Raw genomic sequence first — 19717 nt, 5'->3', positions numbered from 1 at the left:
CATATTTTCATCTATTTTAATTAAAAAACGCTCTATATATAACAACTCGCTCTTCAACTTAATCATTTACACATGTCAACTTTAATCATTATTATCCTGTAACTTAAATTCAATATCTTCATATCATAATAGTGAGATACATCTTTATAAATCATATATATTTATATTAGTGTATTGCAAATTCCTTTTATATTACATACTCCCAAAACATAATCTTAGGAGTAAATATAAAAAGTGAGGTAATATATATGAGTAGTCATAGAAGACGTCATTCTAATTGCAAATGTGATTGCTGCTGTTGTTGTAATATACAGCCATGTTGTGACAGATGTCCAACCTCCTGTTGTACAGGATTTACAAACCGTAATTGTAATTCTAATTTTGGTTGTGATTGTGGTAATAACCAATGGCTAATATGGTTGGTATTATTGGGTTGTGGCGGTTTTGGTGGCTTTGGAAACAACTGCTGTAGACGTGGATTATTCTGGTAGTAACTTAAGGAATTTTCACCCTTGTGGTAATTCATAAATCAATATAAAGAAACACCTGATTAGTTAAAATACTATTCAGGTGTTTTGATTTTTCTCTTTAACATTTTATTTCTGACTAACATCTATTTGTATTTAAAATACATAAATCGAACTTATTAGAATTATCTCATTGTAATAATCTTTATATTCTAATATTATAAATATGGGAATATAAACTAACTTAAAGGAGACATTTATGAAGGAGAATGAAATCACAATTGAAGCGTCCAAAATACTAAGCCTTTCCTTAGATATTGGTGAACATATGCTACGAGTTGGTGGTGAAACTAATCGTGTTGAAAATACAATTATTCGTATTTGTAAGGTTTATGAAATTGACCGTATAGATGTTTTCTCAATAAGATCATTAATTATAGCTACTATAAAAACTAGTGATGAAGAAACTCTAACACAAACACGAAGGATTTACTCCTATGGAACAGACCTTAGTCAACTTGAGAAGCTTAACTCCTTATCTAGATATATATGTCAAACTAAACCTTCTTTCAATGAAATAAAGGGAAAAATACAAGAACTATCAGTAAGTGAGCCCAGTATAAGGTGGAGTTCCTGCCTAGGGTACATACTAGCTTCTAGTGGATTTTCTATCTTTTTTGGTGGTAATCTCATAGATGCTACTGCGGCTGCAATCATTGGTATCCTTATATTCTTTATTGATACTTTTATCAAAAGAGAAAGCATTAATCAATTAATATATACTTTTGTTTGCTCAATTATTACTGGACTAGCTGCAATTTTATTTACTAAAATAGGAATAGGAGCTAATGTTGATAAAATTATTATAGGAGATATTATGCTTCTTATTCCCGGAATTCCATTAATAAATTCCGTTCGTGATATGCTTTGTGGCGATATTATAGCTGGCCTATTACGATTAACTGAATCCATATTAATTGCCATAGCTATTGCCTGTGGTTTTGCAATTTCATTGATTATATTAGGAGGTATATTGCAATAATGAAGTATTTAATTCAAATCATTACTGCTTACATAGGTAGCCTAGGATTTGCCTTATTATTTAATATAAAAAAGGAAAGAATACTCTATGCATCTATTGGAGGTATTATTACTTGGTGTATCTATTTAATTTCTTTTTATTATTGGAATGATATTTTTATATCTAATATGATAGCTTCGATTCTAGGTACAGCATACTCTGAACTCTTAGCTAGAATTCATAAAGCACCTACAACTGTATTTTTATTGCCCTCTATCGTACCTCTTGTACCTGGTGGTAGCTTATACTATTCTATGAGTTATGCTTTAGCGGGAAATAAAATAAAATTTGATTTTTATGCTCTTAATACACTTAAAACCTCCTTAGGGATTGCTGTTGGAATTATTGTGGTTTCAATTGTTGTCTATCATTTAACCAATTATAAATGTAAGCGCAGTAAAATATAAATTACATACTAAAAATTTTTTAAATAAAAAAGTCTGTTAAAGTTAATTATTTACTTCAACGGACTTTTATGTGTATAGACTTTTTATATTTCTAGTTTGCTGAACTAGCCGCTGCTGAAGTTGCTGCCATAGTTGCTGCAACGGTTGCCATCTGTTGTGCAATAATAATATTAGTAATATTATTAGATATGGTTCCTTCTAATAGATTATTCTTCATATCACCAATATATTGAAGTGCTACAAAATTTGCAGAAAACATAGCACGTTGCACTTTGCTAATGGAAAATGCTCCAAACCCTTTTTTATCTTTTAGGTATTCTGCACCATTCACTAATTCTTCTGCTATAAGGTTCATATCATTAGAAGTCATGGCAAGAACTCCAAGAGTTGACATTGTTCCGTTATAACGTAATTTATACTTTTTATCCTTTAAGTACTTATATAACTGTAAAACCTTATTACATAATTCATCATCGTCATTATCTGCAAGAAGTAACACAAGTGCCAATGCCTGCATATCATTTCCTCCACCAAGAGTTGGCCTTAATCTATCTTCTATTATTACTACACGTCTGATTGCCAATTCCAAATCAATATCTGTCATTGCCACCATTGCAACATAAATATAATCATCTGTACTTGTTAAAAATGGATGTATTTTACGTAATCTATCATAAAATTCCTTCATACGATTAATAATTCTATTGTATTCAGATTCAGTTTTTATTTTAGCAACCTGCATTGCCGCAATGGTAAGATACTCGGAACCCCGAAAATTCTGTTGTTTCATTTTATCATATAAAATTTGAGTTTTCGTAAATAAGCTCTCTGGATTTTCATCTAAAGATAGCATTGTTGCTATTATTGGGAGAGTAGTCCCTTTAAAGCTAGAAAATATTCCTGTATTCTTCTTAATGTATTCTCTCATTTCTTTTATACGATTTGCATCTAATATACGTTCCTCATTAGTATATAGCATTGAGCATAACATATGTGACAGTTTATAATCCCATTTCAGTACTTTACCTAATTGCATTGTATAATCTACAAATATATCTAATCTGTTTTCAATTCTAGTATTCATTATTTTAATCTTCTCCTTTAATTTCTCATATTGACTATAATCCTACTTCCCACTCTATAATAAAATTGTTATAACATTTTTTGTAAATAATTACTATATTTCCATATAATTTATTATATCATTTTTAACTCTACTCTTCTATATTTTATTCATAGGTATAACTATAGTAATATATATTCTGTATCTATCTATTGACTTCTATATTTTTCAATGATATGATACATAACATAAAATATCGTATTAGGAGATAAGATTATGAATTTAAAAACGAACCTATCAATTTCAAAATTAAATAATAACTCTTTCTTTAGCTTTTTTAGATAGGTTTGTGTCTATATATCAATTATCATAGATACAAACCACACCAATGGAGTGTTTTGTATCTATGATAGCTAAAGAGTTTATGTTGCAATAAATTTAGCCTCATAGATAAACTATGAGGCCTTTTTATATCCTAGGTTAAGGGTCTCATAGTGTAATCTATGAGTCTTTTTTATTATTATAAATATTTTATATCATATTTCTAGGAGGTAATTAAAATTGCAAAATACTAAAAAAAGAGAAAAATTCTCTAGTAACTTTGGTTTCATTCTTTCATGTGTTGGTGCTGCCGTTGGGTTAGGAAACATATGGATGTTCCCTTATAGATTAGGTGAGAATGGTGGGGCTGCATTCCTAATACCTTATTTTATTTTCGTAGCACTACTAGGAACAGTTGGGTTAATTGCTGAGTTTTCCTTTGGTAGGCAGTTTAGAACAGGGTCAATGGGTGCTCTTCAAAAGATATTTAAAGAAAGAAATATTAAACATGGCTCTATTATATCTATAATTCCAACCTTAGGACTAACTGGTATATTTATGTTCTATACAGTTGTTATTGGTTGGGTATTAAAATACTTTTTCATAAGTTTAACTGGTGAGATATTAACTATAAATATAGAGTCTTACTTCACTACTTTTATAAATAGTAATATTACAGTATTTTGGCATGGTTTAGCTGTTCTTATAACTTTAGTAATAGTTAGTTTTGGGATTTCTAAGGGTATAGAAAAAATAAATAAAATCATTATACCTTTGTTATTTATTATATTTATACTTCTAATTGCCAAATCATTAAGCCTACCCAATTCGATAGAGGGTGTGAAGTATCTCCTTACTCCTGATTGGTCCTACCTTTTAAATCCAAGTACTTGGGTTATGGCTCTAGGACAAGCCTTTTTCACTGTATCCTTAACAGGATGTTGTATGGTTATGTGTGGTAGCTATACAGACGAAAATTTTGATATACCTAATTGTGCTATATCTACAGCATTGTTTGATACTCTTGCAGCTATACTTGCTGCCTTTGTAATAATGCCTGCAGTATTTGCTTTAGATCTAAACCCTACCTCTGGACCTGCTTTACTATTTGTAACTGTACCAAGTATATTCAAGACTATGAAATTAGGACAAGTACTAAGTTCTTTATTTTTCTTAAGTATTATTTTTGCTTCTATTTCATCTTCCATAGCTATGTTAGAGGGACCTGTAGAAGCAATTATGAATTTAACTAAGTGGAGTAGAAAGAAAACCACTTATATTACAGCTATATCGGCTTTTATACTAGCTATACCATTAAGTTTAAGTAGTTCTTTATTTAACAACTTCACAAACTTTATTACCATAGTTCTATCTCCATTGGGGGCATTAATTACTGCTGTTATATTCTTCTACATACTTGATAGAGATGAGACTCTATCTCAGTTAAATTTAGGTTCAAAATGTAAAATTGGTATATGGTTTATGAATTTTGGAAAATATGTTTTTGTGCCAACAACTATTATTGTAATAATTTTAGGATTAATATACGGTGGTATTGGTTAATATATAATATAATAAAGCCTATAGTTTATTTTATTAAAGAAAACTATAGGCTTTATTATAATCTTAGCTAAAATTTATATACTTAATAGTAGATGACCACAAGTCTTTTAAATACCTCATTAATATACAATCATATATCTCTATTCACAAGTAGCTTCATTTGCTTTTATCTCTAGATCTTTTGCTAAATCTCTCATGTCTCTAGCTTTATCTTTTATTTTTTGATCCGTCTTGCTTACGATTACTCTTCCTAACCATAGTTTAGCATTTGTATAATCCCCTATTCTTCTATATAACTCACCTATAATATATTGTAAAGAATAAATATTTAATCCGTATATTGGAGTTCGTTCATTTTCATAAGCAATAACAAATCCTTGAAGTGCTCTTTCTAAAAATGCCTTCTCATCTTCTTTATTTTCTAGAAGTCTATACATCCATGCAATTTTCAAGCAAAGCATTGCCTTTGTACTATCTTTAAATTCTCCTAGCACTGCATTTAGTAATGCAAGTTTATAACGTTCAATTGCGATTTCTTCATTATAAACTTGAGGATATTCTTTACCTTGCCATTGATTGCCTATCTTTACAAGTATAACTTCACGTTTATAGGATTGTATTTTCTGAAAATCACTTTTTAATGCTGCATATCCACATGTTGGACATACCAATACTTCATAAAAGTATGGATTTACCCCCTCATATCTTATAAAAGCATCTGTATCTTTTGATTTTACTTTAGGAACATACGCCTTTACAACTCTACATGTAAAAGCTTTTAAACAAACTGGACAAGTAACCTTCTTATCATAAAGTAATGTATTAATATCAATTTTTGTTGATTTTTTATCCTTTGTTTCTTCATCGTATTTATCTTCTTTTTTTGTATATAACTCTATATCGTCTTCATAATTAAGTCCTAAGCCTTTTAACGAAGAAAAAATTTTAATCATACTAAGTTGCCCCCTACTTTAGTAATGTTCTTCATTTATCATACGCTATAGCATTCTATACTAACAAGTGTATTTAAATATATGTAATTCTACTAACATAACTTCATATTATATCAAACTTATATAAGAAAATAAAGGTTTATTTCAATTTATTATGGATTTAGCAGGTGTTTCTAATCACATTAGGTTCAATAGGTTAGGCTTTCCCCTCTTCAACTATATATCTGCATTTATATTTTCAATTTTCATACAACTCTAGTATAATATATTTAGATGGACAAATAAGGGGGGAATATAATGAAGATTAATGCTGAAAGAGAATTTGAACTACTAAAGAAAATCGGTTTTGTAAGAACCAGTGGCTCAGAGGAAGAGTTAAAAGCTGCTAACATTTTATTAGAGGAAATATCCTCAATTGGCTGTGAAGGACACTTAGAGTCTTTCAAAGCTCCTAGCTCTGTAATTAAAAAAGCTACACTAAAGGTTGTAGAGCCCTTTGAAAAAGAATATGAGATTGCACCATATAACTGCTCAATTGGTACATCTGAAGGTGGAATAACTGCAGATTTTGTATACATTGAAGATGGTTTGGATGTAAATTTAGTTGATCTTAAAGGAAAATTTGTACTAATAAATACTCGTCCAAATCCCAAACTTTATAAGAAACTTATGGATGCTGGTATTGCTGGATATATAACTATGTCTGGTACTGCCATGGATGAAGACGATAAAACTGATATTTCTATAGCTAGAATCCGTGAAAAGAATACACAGCATGGAAGAATACCTACAATTAACATGCGTATGAAAGATTGCTTCCATATGGTTAAGAACAAAGCTTCTAAAATCCATGTAGAGCTAATCATGGAAGATGTAGATCTAACTTCTCAAAATGTGGTGGTAACTTTAGAAGGTACTAAATACTCTGAGGAGATAATCTCCTTCGGTGCTCATTATGACAGTGTTCCTTACAGTACTGGAGTATATGACAACGGAGCTGGTTCAGTTATTATAATGGAACTTCTAAGACACTTTAAAGAAAATCCACCAATGAGAACTGTAAAATTTATGTGGTATGGCTCTGAAGAAGTTGGGCTTCTTGGAAGTAAAGCTTACTTAAAAGACCATGAGGAAGAGCTTAAGAAACACCTTCTAATGATTAACGTAGACGTGGCTGGCTCTATTCTTGGAAAAGAAATGGCTCTAGTTACTGCAGAGCAAAGTTTAGTTGATTATATTGATCAAATGGCTAAGATTAAAGGTTTCCCACTTAAAGTAGAACAAGACATATACTCAAGTGATTCTACAGCCTTTGCTGATGAAGGAATTCCATCTCTTACCTTCTGTCGTTTTGCACCACAGGGTGGAGCTTTCATCCACACAAGAAATGATGTTATGGAATATTTAAGTGCTGAAGCCTTAGAATTGACTACTATTATAACTAAAGAATTCAGTGAATCAGTTATAAATTCAGTAGCCTTCCCAATAGAGAAAAAGGTTCCAGAGAACATGAGAAAGAAATTAGATGAATACTTTGATAAAGACCCTAAAAAAGAAGAAACATCTGAAAAGAAATAATAGGGAAAAAAGCTTACATCACGAGATGTAAGCTTCTTTATTTATATAATTTATGTTACTTGTGATATTCTTCACCCCGCGTAAATAACGAGGCAATCTCATCCATCACGTTCTACAAAATATCATTAGTATTTTTTGTTTTCACTTTAATCATTATTTCCTCAAAATCTTATCCATGGATTTTCCTTTTGCTAACTCATCGATGAGCTTATCCAGATAGCGAATTTCCTTCATAATTGGTTCTTCAATATTTTCCACTCGTACACCACAAACCACACCTTTAATTAAAACCCTTTCTGGGTTCAGCTTAGGAGCTTCCATAAAGAAGGTCTCATAGGCTATCTGTTTTTCCAATTGAGCTTCTAACTCTTCCTGGCTATATCCTGTGAGCCAACGGATGATTTCATCTACTTCTGCTTTAGTACGTCCCTTTTTCTCCCCTTTTGTAACCAAAAGAGGATAGATTTTTGCTACACTCATTGTATAGATATTATGTTTACTCATATCGCATACTCCCTTATATAATTTTTTATATTATATCACAAAAAACTCCAACCTATTAAAAGATTGGAGTTACATTTTTACATCATTTATTACTGACTTTCGTAAATTTAGCATTTATTTATGGTACAATTTATCCTATCACACCCAAGTTCAAAATCTATAACTCATCTTATTCTAATAATTATATCTAAAATTTCCTGTCTCATTAGATGTTGATAACTTCTTAGCAACAATAAGAAATCTATGCTCTGTTCCTTCTATATACCCAATTTCATTGAGTTCTCTCTCTACTTTACATAAGTTTTCAAAACAAGTATCAACGGAAAAACTAGGAAACTCCCATTCTATTATCTTTGCAAAGTATACCAACGCTCCTGTATCATAAAAACATATAGGAGTAAAAGCCTCTTCTTACTTAAGAATTTCAAATCCGTTATCTTTAAAAGCTTTAATATTATGCTTCAAGTCATGAGGAGGATATGATGGCTTAAAATTATTGATTAACTTTTCTGATAAATCAACATTATTTTTTACACCTACTTGTTGAGTAATAAAATGCCCACCTGTCTTTAAGATCCGGTTAACTTCACTAATATCATAGGATTCATGCCTATTAATTATTATATCGAAAGAATCATCTTCAAAGGGCAATACTGCGTCATCAAATACCTGCCTAACTGTTATACCAAGTGGTTTTAGTTTCTCCTGACAAATTAAAACATTAGGTGGATATGCCTCTGTTACAGCCGTGTTATAAACTGGATGGTCCAAAGTAAGTAGGAATTCTCCTCCTCCTGTTCCCATATCTAAAAGCTTATGCTCTGCTTTTAAATAAGATAATAAGATTTTTTTATAATCCCATGGTATATGTTCTCCATCCCATCTACCATCAAGATATGAGAAATCCCATCCCTTAAAACCTTTCTTTTCCTCACTTTTTAAATAGTTTTTAAACTCTCCTCTATTCATTTAACTACTCCTTTTCATAATATACTAAATATGATAATTTAATTTGAAAAGTAATGCAGTTAACTGATAACAAATATCTTATTACCTCAGCACAATCTGCTATCAGATTATATTAACTGCACTGAGTAGTTACCTAGTTTGTTTCTCATAATGAGTCCCACCTCTTCTAAATACTATAAATAATTTTGAAGTTTTAATTTTCTGTAATTCAAGTTGTTTATATAAATTTTATCATGTAAGTTATGTTAATAAAAACAATTTATAACATAATATTATATAGAATTATAACATCTATTCTGTATTAATTAGTTGCTCTATTTTTAACTACTATTCAATACAGTAAAGCTTTCAATCTTTTATTCCCTCTCACTAAAAAAATCATCACAAAACTTATCCCACTTTAACTTATATTCTTCATGGGATATTAACTTAAGGTCATATGGGGAATAGATTTTTCTTTTCCTTGCTTCTTCTACAAAGCCCTCTAGGTAATCACCTGATTCTGTCAAATAGCCTTTTACCTTAGAATATCCCTTACTTACTGCATAATAAAGTCTAGTATGTCCATCCAAAGATATAAAAGAATCATTGATTTTTGTTAGAGGAATGATAATATCTTCTTCACTTTTTATGAAAGACTCTATGGCTTTAACTTTGTCTATATCAACGAAAAACTGTGAAGGCTGAATATCCTTAATAGTTATGTGAAATATATTATTGGGGGTAAAAGCTTTTATTAATTCCATATTTTCCTCATAGAAATTAATAATGTGTTCAGAATAAAATCTAAATTCATCTATCAATTGAAATATATCAACTTCCTTATCAAATAATACAATAGCAGAATCTTTATTTATTATCTTAAAACTACATTTATACTTTTCATCAACAATAAAGGCACCATGTTGATTTAAAATAGTTTTATCAAACCTATCATCTTCATAGCTATTAATTCTTTGTATTTTATGGTTCATTTTCTCACTTCCTATCTACTGTTATGTCTACATTTTACACAAAAAATCCTATAATTCCAAAGCATTATAGGATAAAACTATATATGATGAAATCATATATATAATACGACCTCATCTAATCTATAAAAGCATAAATTCCTCCATAACTTCTTCAGCTAATTGGTTTTGATGCAGAAACAGATTATTTTCCTTAACATTTTGTAACCATAGCATATTAATACTATTTTTCTTATTTATAGTAGAGTTCTCAATATCGTTGTACTATCAATTTTTTGAATTAGTATTCTTAAATTTAAATCCTAGCCACAACTCTCACAGGGGATGCTTCCGCTTTTATTTTAAGAGGCAATGCAATAATCTCAAATTCATCTACATTCAATAAACTTCCGAGATTTTTCATATTTTCAATAATAAGAATATCTTTTTCTAGTAGCATTTTATGAACTTGAAAAGGGTATTTATCTGGAGATGGCAAGTCCATGCCAATCATCTTAATATTTCTATCTATAAAAAATTCAGCTAACTCTTTTTCCACTATGGGGTGGTTAGTAAAGTAATCATCGCATCCAAATTGGTTTTCAAAGCCGGTATATAGAATCACTATGCTATCCTTTTCTACAATATCTAAATACATCTTTTTCATTTTAATAACATCTTGGTTTCTAACATCAAGTAAACATCCTTTTCCAATAAACTTATCTGCTGGATAATCATCTATTAAAACATTACTATCTAACATGTGGCTAACAACATCAATATGAGTTCCAACATGCATACCAGTTTCTAGTTTCGTGTCATTGTATTTGTCTTTAACCAAAAATCTATTTTGATATAGCTTTAGTTCTTCATCGTAAGGATGAGTACTTAGTCCATTTTCTATGGTATAACTTAAATCAATATATTTAGCCATCTACCTACTCCCCTTTAAAGTTGCTAATATAGAATCTACAAACAAATCTCTAATCTCTTCAACCCCTCTTTGTGTAGCATCAATAAGGTAGTCTTTCTAACACCTGGTACGGAGTTTAAAATTATAGCCTTCACTTTACAACATCCTGATAAACAATATTAACTATTTCAGTTAAGCTTAATTCTTTATGTATACATATCTCTGGAATCATACCTATTAAATCTTTTTCATTCCACCATTTTCTCATTTCTTTTTCCCCAAATTCATGTGCATTAGGTTTTTGTTTATGACGATTTAAAGTTTCTTCAAAAGGTATATTAAAGTAATATGCAAAAATTTGATTACCAAACTCATTATGTAAATTTTCAAATAGTTTTCTATACCACCTTGAATTTAAAATACCTTCTAAAATTACAATATTGCAATGCTTTTTCCCATATAGTACAAGTTCATTTAATAATTTAATTACTTCTGTATCAGGACCATCTTTCACAAACAACATTTCTCTTCTAACTACATCCTGTGATATTAACATGGTACCATGCCCAAATTTCTTTTGTAATGCCTTTGCTGTTGTAGTTTTACCACTTCCTGAATTACCTCTTAGTATTATTAACTTAACCTCTTTATCCATTTATTATATTCCCTTTCAAATTGATTAAACTAACATTTTATTCCATATATTAAAAATATAGATTGTATAAACATTATTTACTATTCATTATACCATTTTATTGAAAATTGTATATTAAAATAATTTTTCATACTACTTAAGATAAGGACTATCTCAAAGTATTTTTTAAGATAGCCCTCATAGATTTTAATTTAATTACTTTAGCTTAACATAATTTCCAAGAGGAGTACCAACAGGCATGTGAATGTAAGCATCATCAATATGATCAGCGTCTACTACATAAATAAAATGTGCTTCTTTAGTTTCATGTGGTTCAAAATCACACAGCATAAATTCCATCCCTTCATAAAAAGATATATACTCTGCATAATTTTTAAAGCCTAATTTATCAAGCTCTGTTTGATCAATTTCTGATTCTTTAGTTTCTTCATTCTTAAATTTATCAAAATATATTGGTTCTCTAACTGCTGCAAGATCACTAATAAAATCACTATTATTAGTAAAAGCTTCAAGGGTGCCATTTGCTGCTTTAGTCCTAAGCTCAACTTTTGGATCAATAATTTCGTTTATTAACTTTGTATCAGAATGATTTGTCATGATTACAGTTACGTAAGCAAACTTTAATTTTGCTGTTTCAGTAACATTTTTCATTTCATTGCTTTCCCATTTAACAGAAACTCTTTCATAATCCTTTAATGTTCCGTCTTCATTTATCATTTTAGAATACTCATCATAGTTATAGAACTTACTTTTATCTAATGTAGGTAATTTATCCATAAATTTAGCGTCTTTTACAATATAACTTAGCTCACCATTAGCAGACTTTTTACCAGTTATTTCTTGTCCCATAGCACATATTCCATCAGCAGGAATTGATAGGTCAGTAGTGTCTCCTGTTATATCAATGGTTTCACCAGTAACTGGATTATATTGAACCATGAATTTTCCTGGAATTACTTCATATTTAATGTTTTCTGCTACCTTTTTAAGTTCTTCTAAAGAAATACTATTAAGTCCGCCAACTCTAATAATTTGTCCATCTTCTTCATAACATAAATCAATAGTACTGTCTCCATCTTCGTATGTTGTAATCAGTGCTTTTACACCACCAATAGTGGTTTTTTCTATACTTTTATATTTTGGTGGTTGATAAACATAATCGGATTGATATATTAATATCTCGCCACCTCCTGCAGAAGCGTCACCATTAAGGAAATACTTCGAATTGTCTCCTACATATTGTTCATATCCATCTGGAAGATAGCCTGGAGTTATATTTATTAGTGGTATTCCTTTGATAGGAACTTCTGATTGTGCCTCAACAGTAGTAATTCCTGTTTCTTCGTTCCTACTTGTAGTAAATATAATTCCTTTGTTTATTCCATAGGCTGTTACAGATAATGCTAAAGTTGCTGTAATGGCTGCAATAAGTACTATAGTCTTTTTCTTTGTCATTCCTTTCCTTTTTCTATTTGATATAGGAATAGGCTCTATATTTTTTACCTTTTTAATCATTTTCATCTTCTCACCTTCATACTTTTTTGAGAACCCATGTGGTTCTGTAAATTTATCCAATTCTTCCATAGCATCTTCTTCACCTATAAGATACGCCATTCTATCAATATCAATTTTATTATCCATACAATTCATCTCCTATCATTTCTTTTTCCATCAGTTCTTTTAGCAACTTTCTTCCACGTTCATATCTTTTAGCTGCTGCCTTTTCACTGATATTTAATAATAGTGATATTTCCTTATAACTAAGTTCGTAATAACAACGATACCTAATTATCTCACGGTATTTTGATGGTAAACTAGAAAGTAATTGTACTACGATTTGTCTATCTTCTATTGTTTTTACATAAGCAACTCCTTGTTGATTTTCATTTATCACTGGCTCGTCTACGCCTTTAGCAAATAGTTCAGATTCTTTCCTATTCCTACGATATATATCAATTGCAACATTTTTTATTGTGTATGTTATTAATCGTTTTGTCTCTACACTTGTTACACTATTAATATCTTCAAGGTGTGGAATTAACTTTATAAATGCGTCCTGAACTGCATCTTCTGCTTGACCTTCATTATTTAAAATTGAATATGCAATGCCATACATTTTATATTCGTAAGAATCATAAAGCTGTTCTAACATGTTATTTTGAAAAATTTCATCTGACGAAGCTTTCACTTAATCACTCCTTATCCTTTAAGAGTACTCTCAACTAATATAACGAATGAAACTTAAATTTGCGACATTTTTATATTAAAAGTTTTTTTCTGATTTACTATAATTATTATATAACGGTTTATTACATTTCTCATTTTATATTACTTATGATAAAGCATTTAGTCATAAAAATAGCTTTAGCCAATTCATGTCAAAGGCTAAAGCTATTTTTCACATTTATTTATACGGTGTATAAGTTCTGCTCTCCAAATTAAAGATCCGGAGCATCACTTACGGTATGGTTCTTAACAAAACTCCTAATATAATTTATTTAATGAAATATCATTTTAACTATTTCTTCTTATATTTTTTCCAACTTCAATACCCAAAAACATTCCTATAGGCATACATATAAGTGCATTCATTATATAATAACCAGAAATAGCGCCGATTACAAAGCCAAGGATCATACCTTCAGACATATAAGTTTCCTTATGGTTTTTCTTCATCACTTTTATTGCTGTAACAACAATAGTACACACCACTATAACTGTAAATATTATTTGAATTATATGTTTCATTTCTATATATCTGCCTCCTCAATCTAAATTTCTAAATCAATTTAACAATATGATTATATTCCTTTGATAGTAGCGCTTTATGTAACAAATGTGAAGTTCATATCCGTCTATTTTTTTCCAATAATCATTAATTGAGTGGCTCCTGCTAAACCATACTTGTTCATCCATTCCTTCAGGTCTTCAAAACGTTTCTTTATTTCTTCATACCTTGGTGACTGCTTTATATTTTCTATCCTTTTCCCAACAGCAGTGTATATTTCTTCAAACTCATCTATATTTGTATTAATCTCATCACTATATTTAAATTCGAAAGCATCAAGAATTTTAATGCCCTGTGATCTTATAATTTCCTTTATTTCTTCTCTTCTATAGGTGTAATTATGATTCATTCGGTTAGTAATCATATCAATATCTGCACCTATATGATGTACATAAACATGTGACATCTGAGCTTCGTTCTGATGATCACAGAACATCTCATTTATAATAAAAATCCCATTAGTCTTTAATACCCGCTTCATTTCTTCAATTACCTTTGTTTTATCTGATAAATGATGTAGAGTATTTGATAGACAAACTGCATCAAAGCTTTCATCTTCAAAATCCATATTTTCTCCATCCATTTTAATTAACTCAACATTCTTTGTATGAAGCTTTTCCCTAGTTGCATCCAATATTTCTTCATGGCTATCAATTCCAACAATCTTATCATACCCCCTAAGATTTTCACTCAAAAGTTTGATGAAATCTCCTCGTCCTGTTCCTACATCTAAAATCTTTCCTCCATAAAACTTGCTAAGGTTCTCTTTAATAATCCGCACATTATCACTCCTTTTTCTACCATCTTCATAAATTTATCCTTGAGAATTTTGTTTCAAATATTCATGTACTATTATTTGAACATTCTTATTTAAGTCCTCATCTCCATTTAGCAGAAGTACTTTACAAGGTAACGTATTAGCCCATTGTGCATAAATATAATCATCTATATCAAAATAAGGGAATTTAAGTTTTTCTGCAACCAATTTTCCTAATGTTGTTTTTCCAGAGCCAGATGAACCAAAAATAATAATTCCTCTTGATATTTATTTTATCTCCTTAACACAAGATTCTTGTTTGTCTTACATATATAAATTATTCTTCCTCTTTAATTGTAACATATTTTGTAAATTAGTATTGCTTATGATACATTATTTCCACCTACAAAAATAGCCTTAGCCATTCATATCAATGCCTAAAGCTATAAACCACACTTGGTCTTAATTGAATATTTATAGTCAAGTGGTGACGTTTTTTTGCTCTCAAGTTAGAAACTGCTTATTCTTTATGCACTTATTTCGCCATTTTATTGATAAAATCAATTTCATACTGATGTTCACCATATTTTTTTTCATTGTCAGTAATCGTACCCTCTGTGAGAGAGATACGCAGAACGATTGAGTTAGGATTGTCTTCGTCGCCAACTTCATCGAACCAATCGAAAGTTTTTTTGAATTTCGCTCTGATTTCCGCATTCTTCTCGTCCTTGACCCAACCGAGATTTTCAGCCGTACCTTGGAACGCATACCAATCTAACCCACAGACAGAAACCTGGTTGTTCTTCTCAATTTGTAGCATTTTACTTTTTTTTGCATCCGTAGAAACATAAAATACACCATCTTCATAATAAGCACATACCATACGGACAGCAGGACGAGGATTACCGGCAGCGCTCGAGGATAGTGATATTGTCGCAAGGGCAATAACTTCCTCTTTGCCATTTCCACAACGTTCCTCCATAAGTTTCATTGCATTTTCATACTTGCTCATTTTAATTCTCCTTTAAATTTAATTATTCTATTCTGTAATTATAGTAAAGCCACTTTAAAAGTGACCCAAGATTTACAATTCAAGCTTTAGCCACAAAGCAGGACGAACACCGCCTGTACATTTGCCATCACTGATGTTACCTTTCAATATATTGTTGCCTTGTATACCTATATTACCGTCAGTCCCGAAGATGTACACGGCTTTTACATTAACGCGACCGGGTGATCGAAGCCACCACCACCAACTCCCTTCTTTACCCAGAAGTTTTGCTATTCGCTTACTGTTGTTTTCATCTTTTCTTTGAAACCAATATCTTTGATTTTTTCCTCGGTTATACAGTTTTGAAGTGCTATCACCAAAATATTTGCACACTTCCTCAATGCTTAATAAAAATATACTGTCTTCCGTATCTGCTCCGCCCTTTGAACCATACCACTGATTATCAAGATTTTTATTTATTACCGGAATTATCCTTGATTTATCAGTTGCGTTGAATTTGTCATAAAATTCACCATTAAGATATTTTCTTAACGCGCAGTCAGCCCATGTTATATCTTTATAAGCATCATGGTAAGGGCGTTGTTCTATAATATCTTCGGTTATAATCAAAGCCGTATTGTTTTGTATGTCAAGCACACGCCAATTATAACCGACCAATGATAATGCTGAGTCGATTTTAATATCTTCCATTTAAGCACCTCTTTCTTTGTAATAGTTAATCTGCCTTACCCTTAGAACTTATTCTTAAACCTTCTCCTTAATTGGAAACAGTAAATCAAGCTGTAAATCTTCCATTTTACCTTCCTTTTATGCAAAATTATAAAAATTCAACGTTTCTTCAAATCCTTTCCCCGCAATCGTTTCCACGATGTTCAACGTTGGGAATCCAATCATTATCATATTTATCGCTTGAGTTAACTCATTTTTTAATTAATTTATATTTTCTAAGAATTGATTAATAATTATTATATCTCACATAAATGATTTGGTAAATCATTTAAATAGAAAAATTTCTCAACTATGTTAATAATTAATTTACTTCTACAGCTCGGATTTTATGATTTTAACTTCACCTGTAAAACCATCTAACTGAACTTCATCTCCATCCCTAAAGATGCTCATTGCATTTTCTACATTATATAGCACTGGTATATTCAGCTCCCTAGCAAGGATTCCTATATGCTCAAAAGGCGACCCTACTTCTACAACTATGCCTATTACATGGCCAACTATGGGCTCAAGTTCTCCGCATCTTGTGAATGGAAGTACTAAAATGCTATCTTCATTTAAATAAACGGGCAATCCGATTTTAACCTTTCCTTTAACCTTTTTTCTTAGGCCTGGAATCCCTTTTAAAATAATATCCTGTTCACGTAATTTTCCTATGCCATTTTCATCATTTTGATTTTTATAATCTGCCTTTTCAACAGGCGCTTTTCCGATAATAGGAGGTGCTAACAGCTTTTTTTGATAATTAAATAACCCTTTTCTTTCATTAATAAGCTTATTATAATCCCTTCCTTGTATTAGTCCTTCCTTCAATTCATTTATGGTAAGAAAATACATGTTTCCTCTATGCTGAATTTGTTTATTTCTTAATAATATTTTTTCAGCCTCAGTAATAGCCAATCGAAGATATGATCTTATCATTCGCTCAAAATAGTAATGATGATTATCTCTTGCTAAATATGCTTTTTCTGCTAATTCAAGCTTACTTAGAAATTCTTGAGAATCTTCTTCTCCTAATTGGCTTAGTATAATGGATTTAATCCTTTTTTTATTTTCTAAAGATCTTTCAATAGACCTTTTAAAGCTGTCACTATTAAACTTTAGAAATCTACGAATGTGTCCTATTACTTTGTACGGCGCTTCCATTAATATAGGCTCTAGATAGTGACTATTGATATCACATTCCAAATTACAAATTCCGTACAAAGCAATATAATCATCTATTAATTTAAGCAGCTTTTTGCTCTCTGGGATATTTTTAAGCCTAGCATACAAAAGTTCATCATGCCTGCAGTCTTTAAAGATTTTATTTAATACGAGATTTGAATTCACCTCATCTGCCATCTCAATATAGAATCCTCGTTCTTTATTTAATATACTGATGTTAAAAACTAAATCATATAACTCCTCTACACTAAGATCATTTTGTATTATTCTGCAGTATTGCATAAAATCCTCTAAATAATCACATCCGTGAGTAACTGGTTGATGCTTTTCTGCTAAGTATTCCATGTACTGTAAGGACTTGTCCAAGAACTCTGCTACTTCCCTTTGAGACAAGTCTCTAAATAAATATTTATCCAGTTCCTCTTTCAATATCAATAATTCCGGCAGTACTACATCTTGGAATATATTTTGATTTTTAACATAAAACTTACTTAATGAACTTAAAAAGCTTTGCTCTTGTACCTTATGATTTGGCATTTCCTTATCTCGATAATACCAATATCCATTATGAATACAGTACTCTGTATAAAATTCTTCAAGTCCAGTGTCATAACATCCTCTATTTAATGCCTCTCCCAGGATTATGTTAATCTCATTGATTAACAATTCCAAAGGTTTTTCCCCTTCTCTATGCCAAGTATAATTACCCTCATTTTTATCAGACCAAATAATTTCAAATTTTTTTTCTTTAAAAGTTGTTATAGGCCTAGCTTGAAGAATATATATCTCTTTATTTCTGATAGTCCATTCGATATCTTGATATTTACCGAAGGTTTTCTCAATTCTTAATGTGCACTCATATAGTTCATTTACTAAATTCTTTGGCAGAACGTTACTGCCCTTCGGAAGCTTCTCTTCAAGTATGGCTCCACATTTTTTATAGATTTTATAAAAAGCTGAATTTACTTTACCGTTAACATAATCTTCGCATAAGCCTTTTACAGCATTAATATGCATTACTTCTTCATCCATATCAATAGTATCCACAGAAAAGTTTACTCCAGAATAGCAACCTTCAACGAATTGCTGAATTATTATACACATTTTTAGCTCATCCAAATTTAAATTTTGTTTTATGAAATATGCTATTACCTTATCACTAAACAATGAAGCATAACACTTCTTTATTGCAGTCTTAACTTCTTCAAAAGTATTCAATTTAATAAATGAATCGAACATTCCTGCCATGCTATAGTTATCGCTGTCTTCACACAGAGCAGAGGATCTTACTACATATTTCAGTCCCATGCCTTGTATAAAATTAAAAAATTTAAGTAAACCCCTCTCCATATCAGGAGAAAATGAACCTTTTAATATTACTTTGCATATTTCTGCATTATAAGTTAAATAGTCTCCAGCACTATAGGAAAAATTATTATATTCAAGAAACCGCATGAAAAATTCTAAAGATAATGCAAAACCAATTGGAACCTTTTCTCCGCTTCTTATTAACTCTCCTAACGCACTTGCTTTAGCACCATACTGTATCTTGTCACTTTCTCTTAAGTCTGCTAATATTGACAACATAATCAACACCTCAATTTCAATTTACAAATTTCCTAACCAACGAAATTAATTATATTCATTTAGGTTAGTTATTACAAATGTACAAAATACATCCAAATAGGATCCATATATATTATCTACTTAACACTCATTATTTCAAGCTTTTTAACATATTATATTGACAAACCACTGTTTTTTCTATATAATATATTGACTGGTTATGAGATAACTATAATGTAAATCCGATTACAATATGGACTATATATCTTCAATT

The 19717-nt window shown here is 30.4% G+C and carries 21 protein-coding genes; 5 read left to right on the top strand and 16 right to left on the bottom strand.

Annotated features, from left to right (window positions below):
• The first annotated feature begins 248 nt into the window (after positions 1–248).
• From B3B03_RS01335 to B3B03_RS01325, 3 genes are all read left to right on the top strand, one after another.
• The gene (locus B3B03_RS01335) at positions 249–491 is read left to right on the top strand and encodes a hypothetical protein (protein ID WP_346848720.1); all 243 of its coding nucleotides are present in this window, start codon (positions 249–251) and stop codon (positions 489–491) included.
• Positions 492–726: 235 nt separating this feature from the next.
• Positions 727–1509: a threonine/serine exporter family protein gene (locus B3B03_RS01330; protein ID WP_346848719.1), complete on the top strand. Its 783-nt coding sequence runs from the start codon at positions 727–729 to the stop codon at positions 1507–1509.
• Positions 1509–1955, top strand: a complete 447-nt coding sequence (locus B3B03_RS01325) for a threonine/serine exporter family protein (RefSeq protein ID WP_346876289.1) — start codon at positions 1509–1511, stop codon at positions 1953–1955. The genes B3B03_RS01330 and B3B03_RS01325 overlap by 1 nt, the downstream gene beginning before the upstream one ends.
• A gap of 91 nt (positions 1956–2046) precedes the next feature.
• Here B3B03_RS01325 and B3B03_RS01320 read toward each other — a convergent pair whose 3' ends face one another.
• Positions 2047–3039 carry a DUF4003 family protein gene (locus B3B03_RS01320; protein ID WP_346848717.1) on the bottom strand — a complete coding sequence of 331 codons (993 nt, stop codon included), beginning with the start codon at positions 3037–3039 and terminating at the stop codon, positions 2047–2049.
• A gap of 540 nt (positions 3040–3579) precedes the next feature.
• On the opposite strand from B3B03_RS01320, the gene B3B03_RS01315 reads away from it, so the two are divergent.
• Positions 3580–4902, top strand: coding sequence for a sodium-dependent transporter (locus tag B3B03_RS01315; protein WP_346848716.1), 1323 nt, complete (start codon positions 3580–3582; stop codon positions 4900–4902).
• 140 nt (positions 4903–5042) lie between these two features.
• Here B3B03_RS01315 and B3B03_RS01310 read toward each other — a convergent pair whose 3' ends face one another.
• A complete protein-coding gene (locus tag B3B03_RS01310) occupies positions 5043–5855 on the bottom strand; it encodes a DUF2225 domain-containing protein (protein WP_084178197.1) in 813 nt (270 codons plus the stop codon).
• Between the two features lie 297 nt (positions 5856–6152).
• On the opposite strand from B3B03_RS01310, the gene B3B03_RS01305 reads away from it, so the two are divergent.
• Positions 6153–7433 (top strand): M28 family metallopeptidase, encoded by a 1281-nt coding sequence (locus tag B3B03_RS01305; RefSeq protein ID WP_346876288.1) that lies wholly within the window; start codon positions 6153–6155, stop codon positions 7431–7433.
• Positions 7434–7586: 153 nt separating this feature from the next.
• Here B3B03_RS01305 and B3B03_RS01300 read toward each other — a convergent pair whose 3' ends face one another.
• The 14 genes from B3B03_RS01300 to B3B03_RS01235 form a co-directional block, all read right to left on the bottom strand.
• Positions 7587–7937, bottom strand: coding sequence for a DUF2200 domain-containing protein (locus B3B03_RS01300; protein WP_346876287.1), 351 nt, complete (start codon positions 7935–7937; stop codon positions 7587–7589).
• A 174-nt stretch (positions 7938–8111) separates the two neighbouring features.
• Positions 8112–8306 carry a hypothetical protein gene (locus B3B03_RS01295; RefSeq protein ID WP_346876286.1) on the bottom strand — a complete coding sequence of 65 codons (195 nt, stop codon included), beginning with the start codon at positions 8304–8306 and terminating at the stop codon, positions 8112–8114.
• A gap of 42 nt (positions 8307–8348) precedes the next feature.
• Positions 8349–8906, bottom strand: a complete 558-nt coding sequence (locus tag B3B03_RS01290; RefSeq protein ID WP_346876285.1) for a class I SAM-dependent methyltransferase — start codon at positions 8904–8906, stop codon at positions 8349–8351.
• A gap of 356 nt (positions 8907–9262) precedes the next feature.
• The gene (locus tag B3B03_RS01285; protein ID WP_346876284.1) at positions 9263–9880 is read right to left on the bottom strand and encodes a hypothetical protein; all 618 of its coding nucleotides are present in this window, start codon (positions 9878–9880) and stop codon (positions 9263–9265) included.
• 292 nt (positions 9881–10172) lie between these two features.
• Positions 10173–10790, bottom strand: coding sequence for a cyclase family protein (locus tag B3B03_RS01280; protein WP_346876283.1), 618 nt, complete (start codon positions 10788–10790; stop codon positions 10173–10175).
• Positions 10791–10920: 130 nt separating this feature from the next.
• Positions 10921–11424 (bottom strand): kinase, encoded by a 504-nt coding sequence (locus B3B03_RS01275; RefSeq protein WP_346876282.1) that lies wholly within the window; start codon positions 11422–11424, stop codon positions 10921–10923.
• Between the two features lie 195 nt (positions 11425–11619).
• Complete coding sequence (locus B3B03_RS01270) at positions 11620–13065, bottom strand: hypothetical protein (RefSeq protein WP_346876281.1); 1446 nt, start codon at positions 13063–13065, stop codon at positions 11620–11622.
• A complete protein-coding gene (locus B3B03_RS01265; protein WP_346876280.1) occupies positions 13058–13612 on the bottom strand; it encodes a sigma-70 family RNA polymerase sigma factor in 555 nt (184 codons plus the stop codon). The genes B3B03_RS01270 and B3B03_RS01265 overlap by 8 nt, the downstream gene beginning before the upstream one ends.
• A gap of 326 nt (positions 13613–13938) precedes the next feature.
• Positions 13939–14172 (bottom strand): hypothetical protein, encoded by a 234-nt coding sequence (locus B3B03_RS01260; protein ID WP_346876279.1) that lies wholly within the window; start codon positions 14170–14172, stop codon positions 13939–13941.
• 107 nt (positions 14173–14279) lie between these two features.
• The gene (locus B3B03_RS01255; RefSeq protein ID WP_346876278.1) at positions 14280–14993 is read right to left on the bottom strand and encodes a class I SAM-dependent methyltransferase; all 714 of its coding nucleotides are present in this window, start codon (positions 14991–14993) and stop codon (positions 14280–14282) included.
• 33 nt (positions 14994–15026) lie between these two features.
• Entirely contained in the window at positions 15027–15239 is a 213-nt protein-coding gene (locus B3B03_RS01250; protein WP_346876369.1) for a shikimate kinase, read from the bottom strand.
• A gap of 265 nt (positions 15240–15504) precedes the next feature.
• Entirely contained in the window at positions 15505–15981 is a 477-nt protein-coding gene (locus B3B03_RS01245; protein ID WP_346876277.1) for a pyridoxamine 5'-phosphate oxidase family protein, read from the bottom strand.
• A gap of 72 nt (positions 15982–16053) precedes the next feature.
• A complete protein-coding gene (locus tag B3B03_RS01240; RefSeq protein ID WP_346848703.1) occupies positions 16054–16671 on the bottom strand; it encodes a DUF6273 domain-containing protein in 618 nt (205 codons plus the stop codon).
• Positions 16672–17022: 351 nt separating this feature from the next.
• Positions 17023–19464 carry a PEP/pyruvate-binding domain-containing protein gene (locus B3B03_RS01235; RefSeq protein ID WP_346876276.1) on the bottom strand — a complete coding sequence of 814 codons (2442 nt, stop codon included), beginning with the start codon at positions 19462–19464 and terminating at the stop codon, positions 17023–17025.
• Positions 19465–19717: the final 253 nt, after the last annotated feature.

It is taken from the genome of Clostridium sp. UBA5712 (genome assembly GCF_002419845.1).
Lineage (GTDB): Bacteria > Bacillota > Clostridia > Clostridiales > Clostridiaceae > Clostridium_J > Clostridium_J sulfidigenes.
The sequence above is the reverse complement of the archived record's forward strand: the minus strand, read 5'-3'. Positions and strand labels throughout refer to the sequence as shown.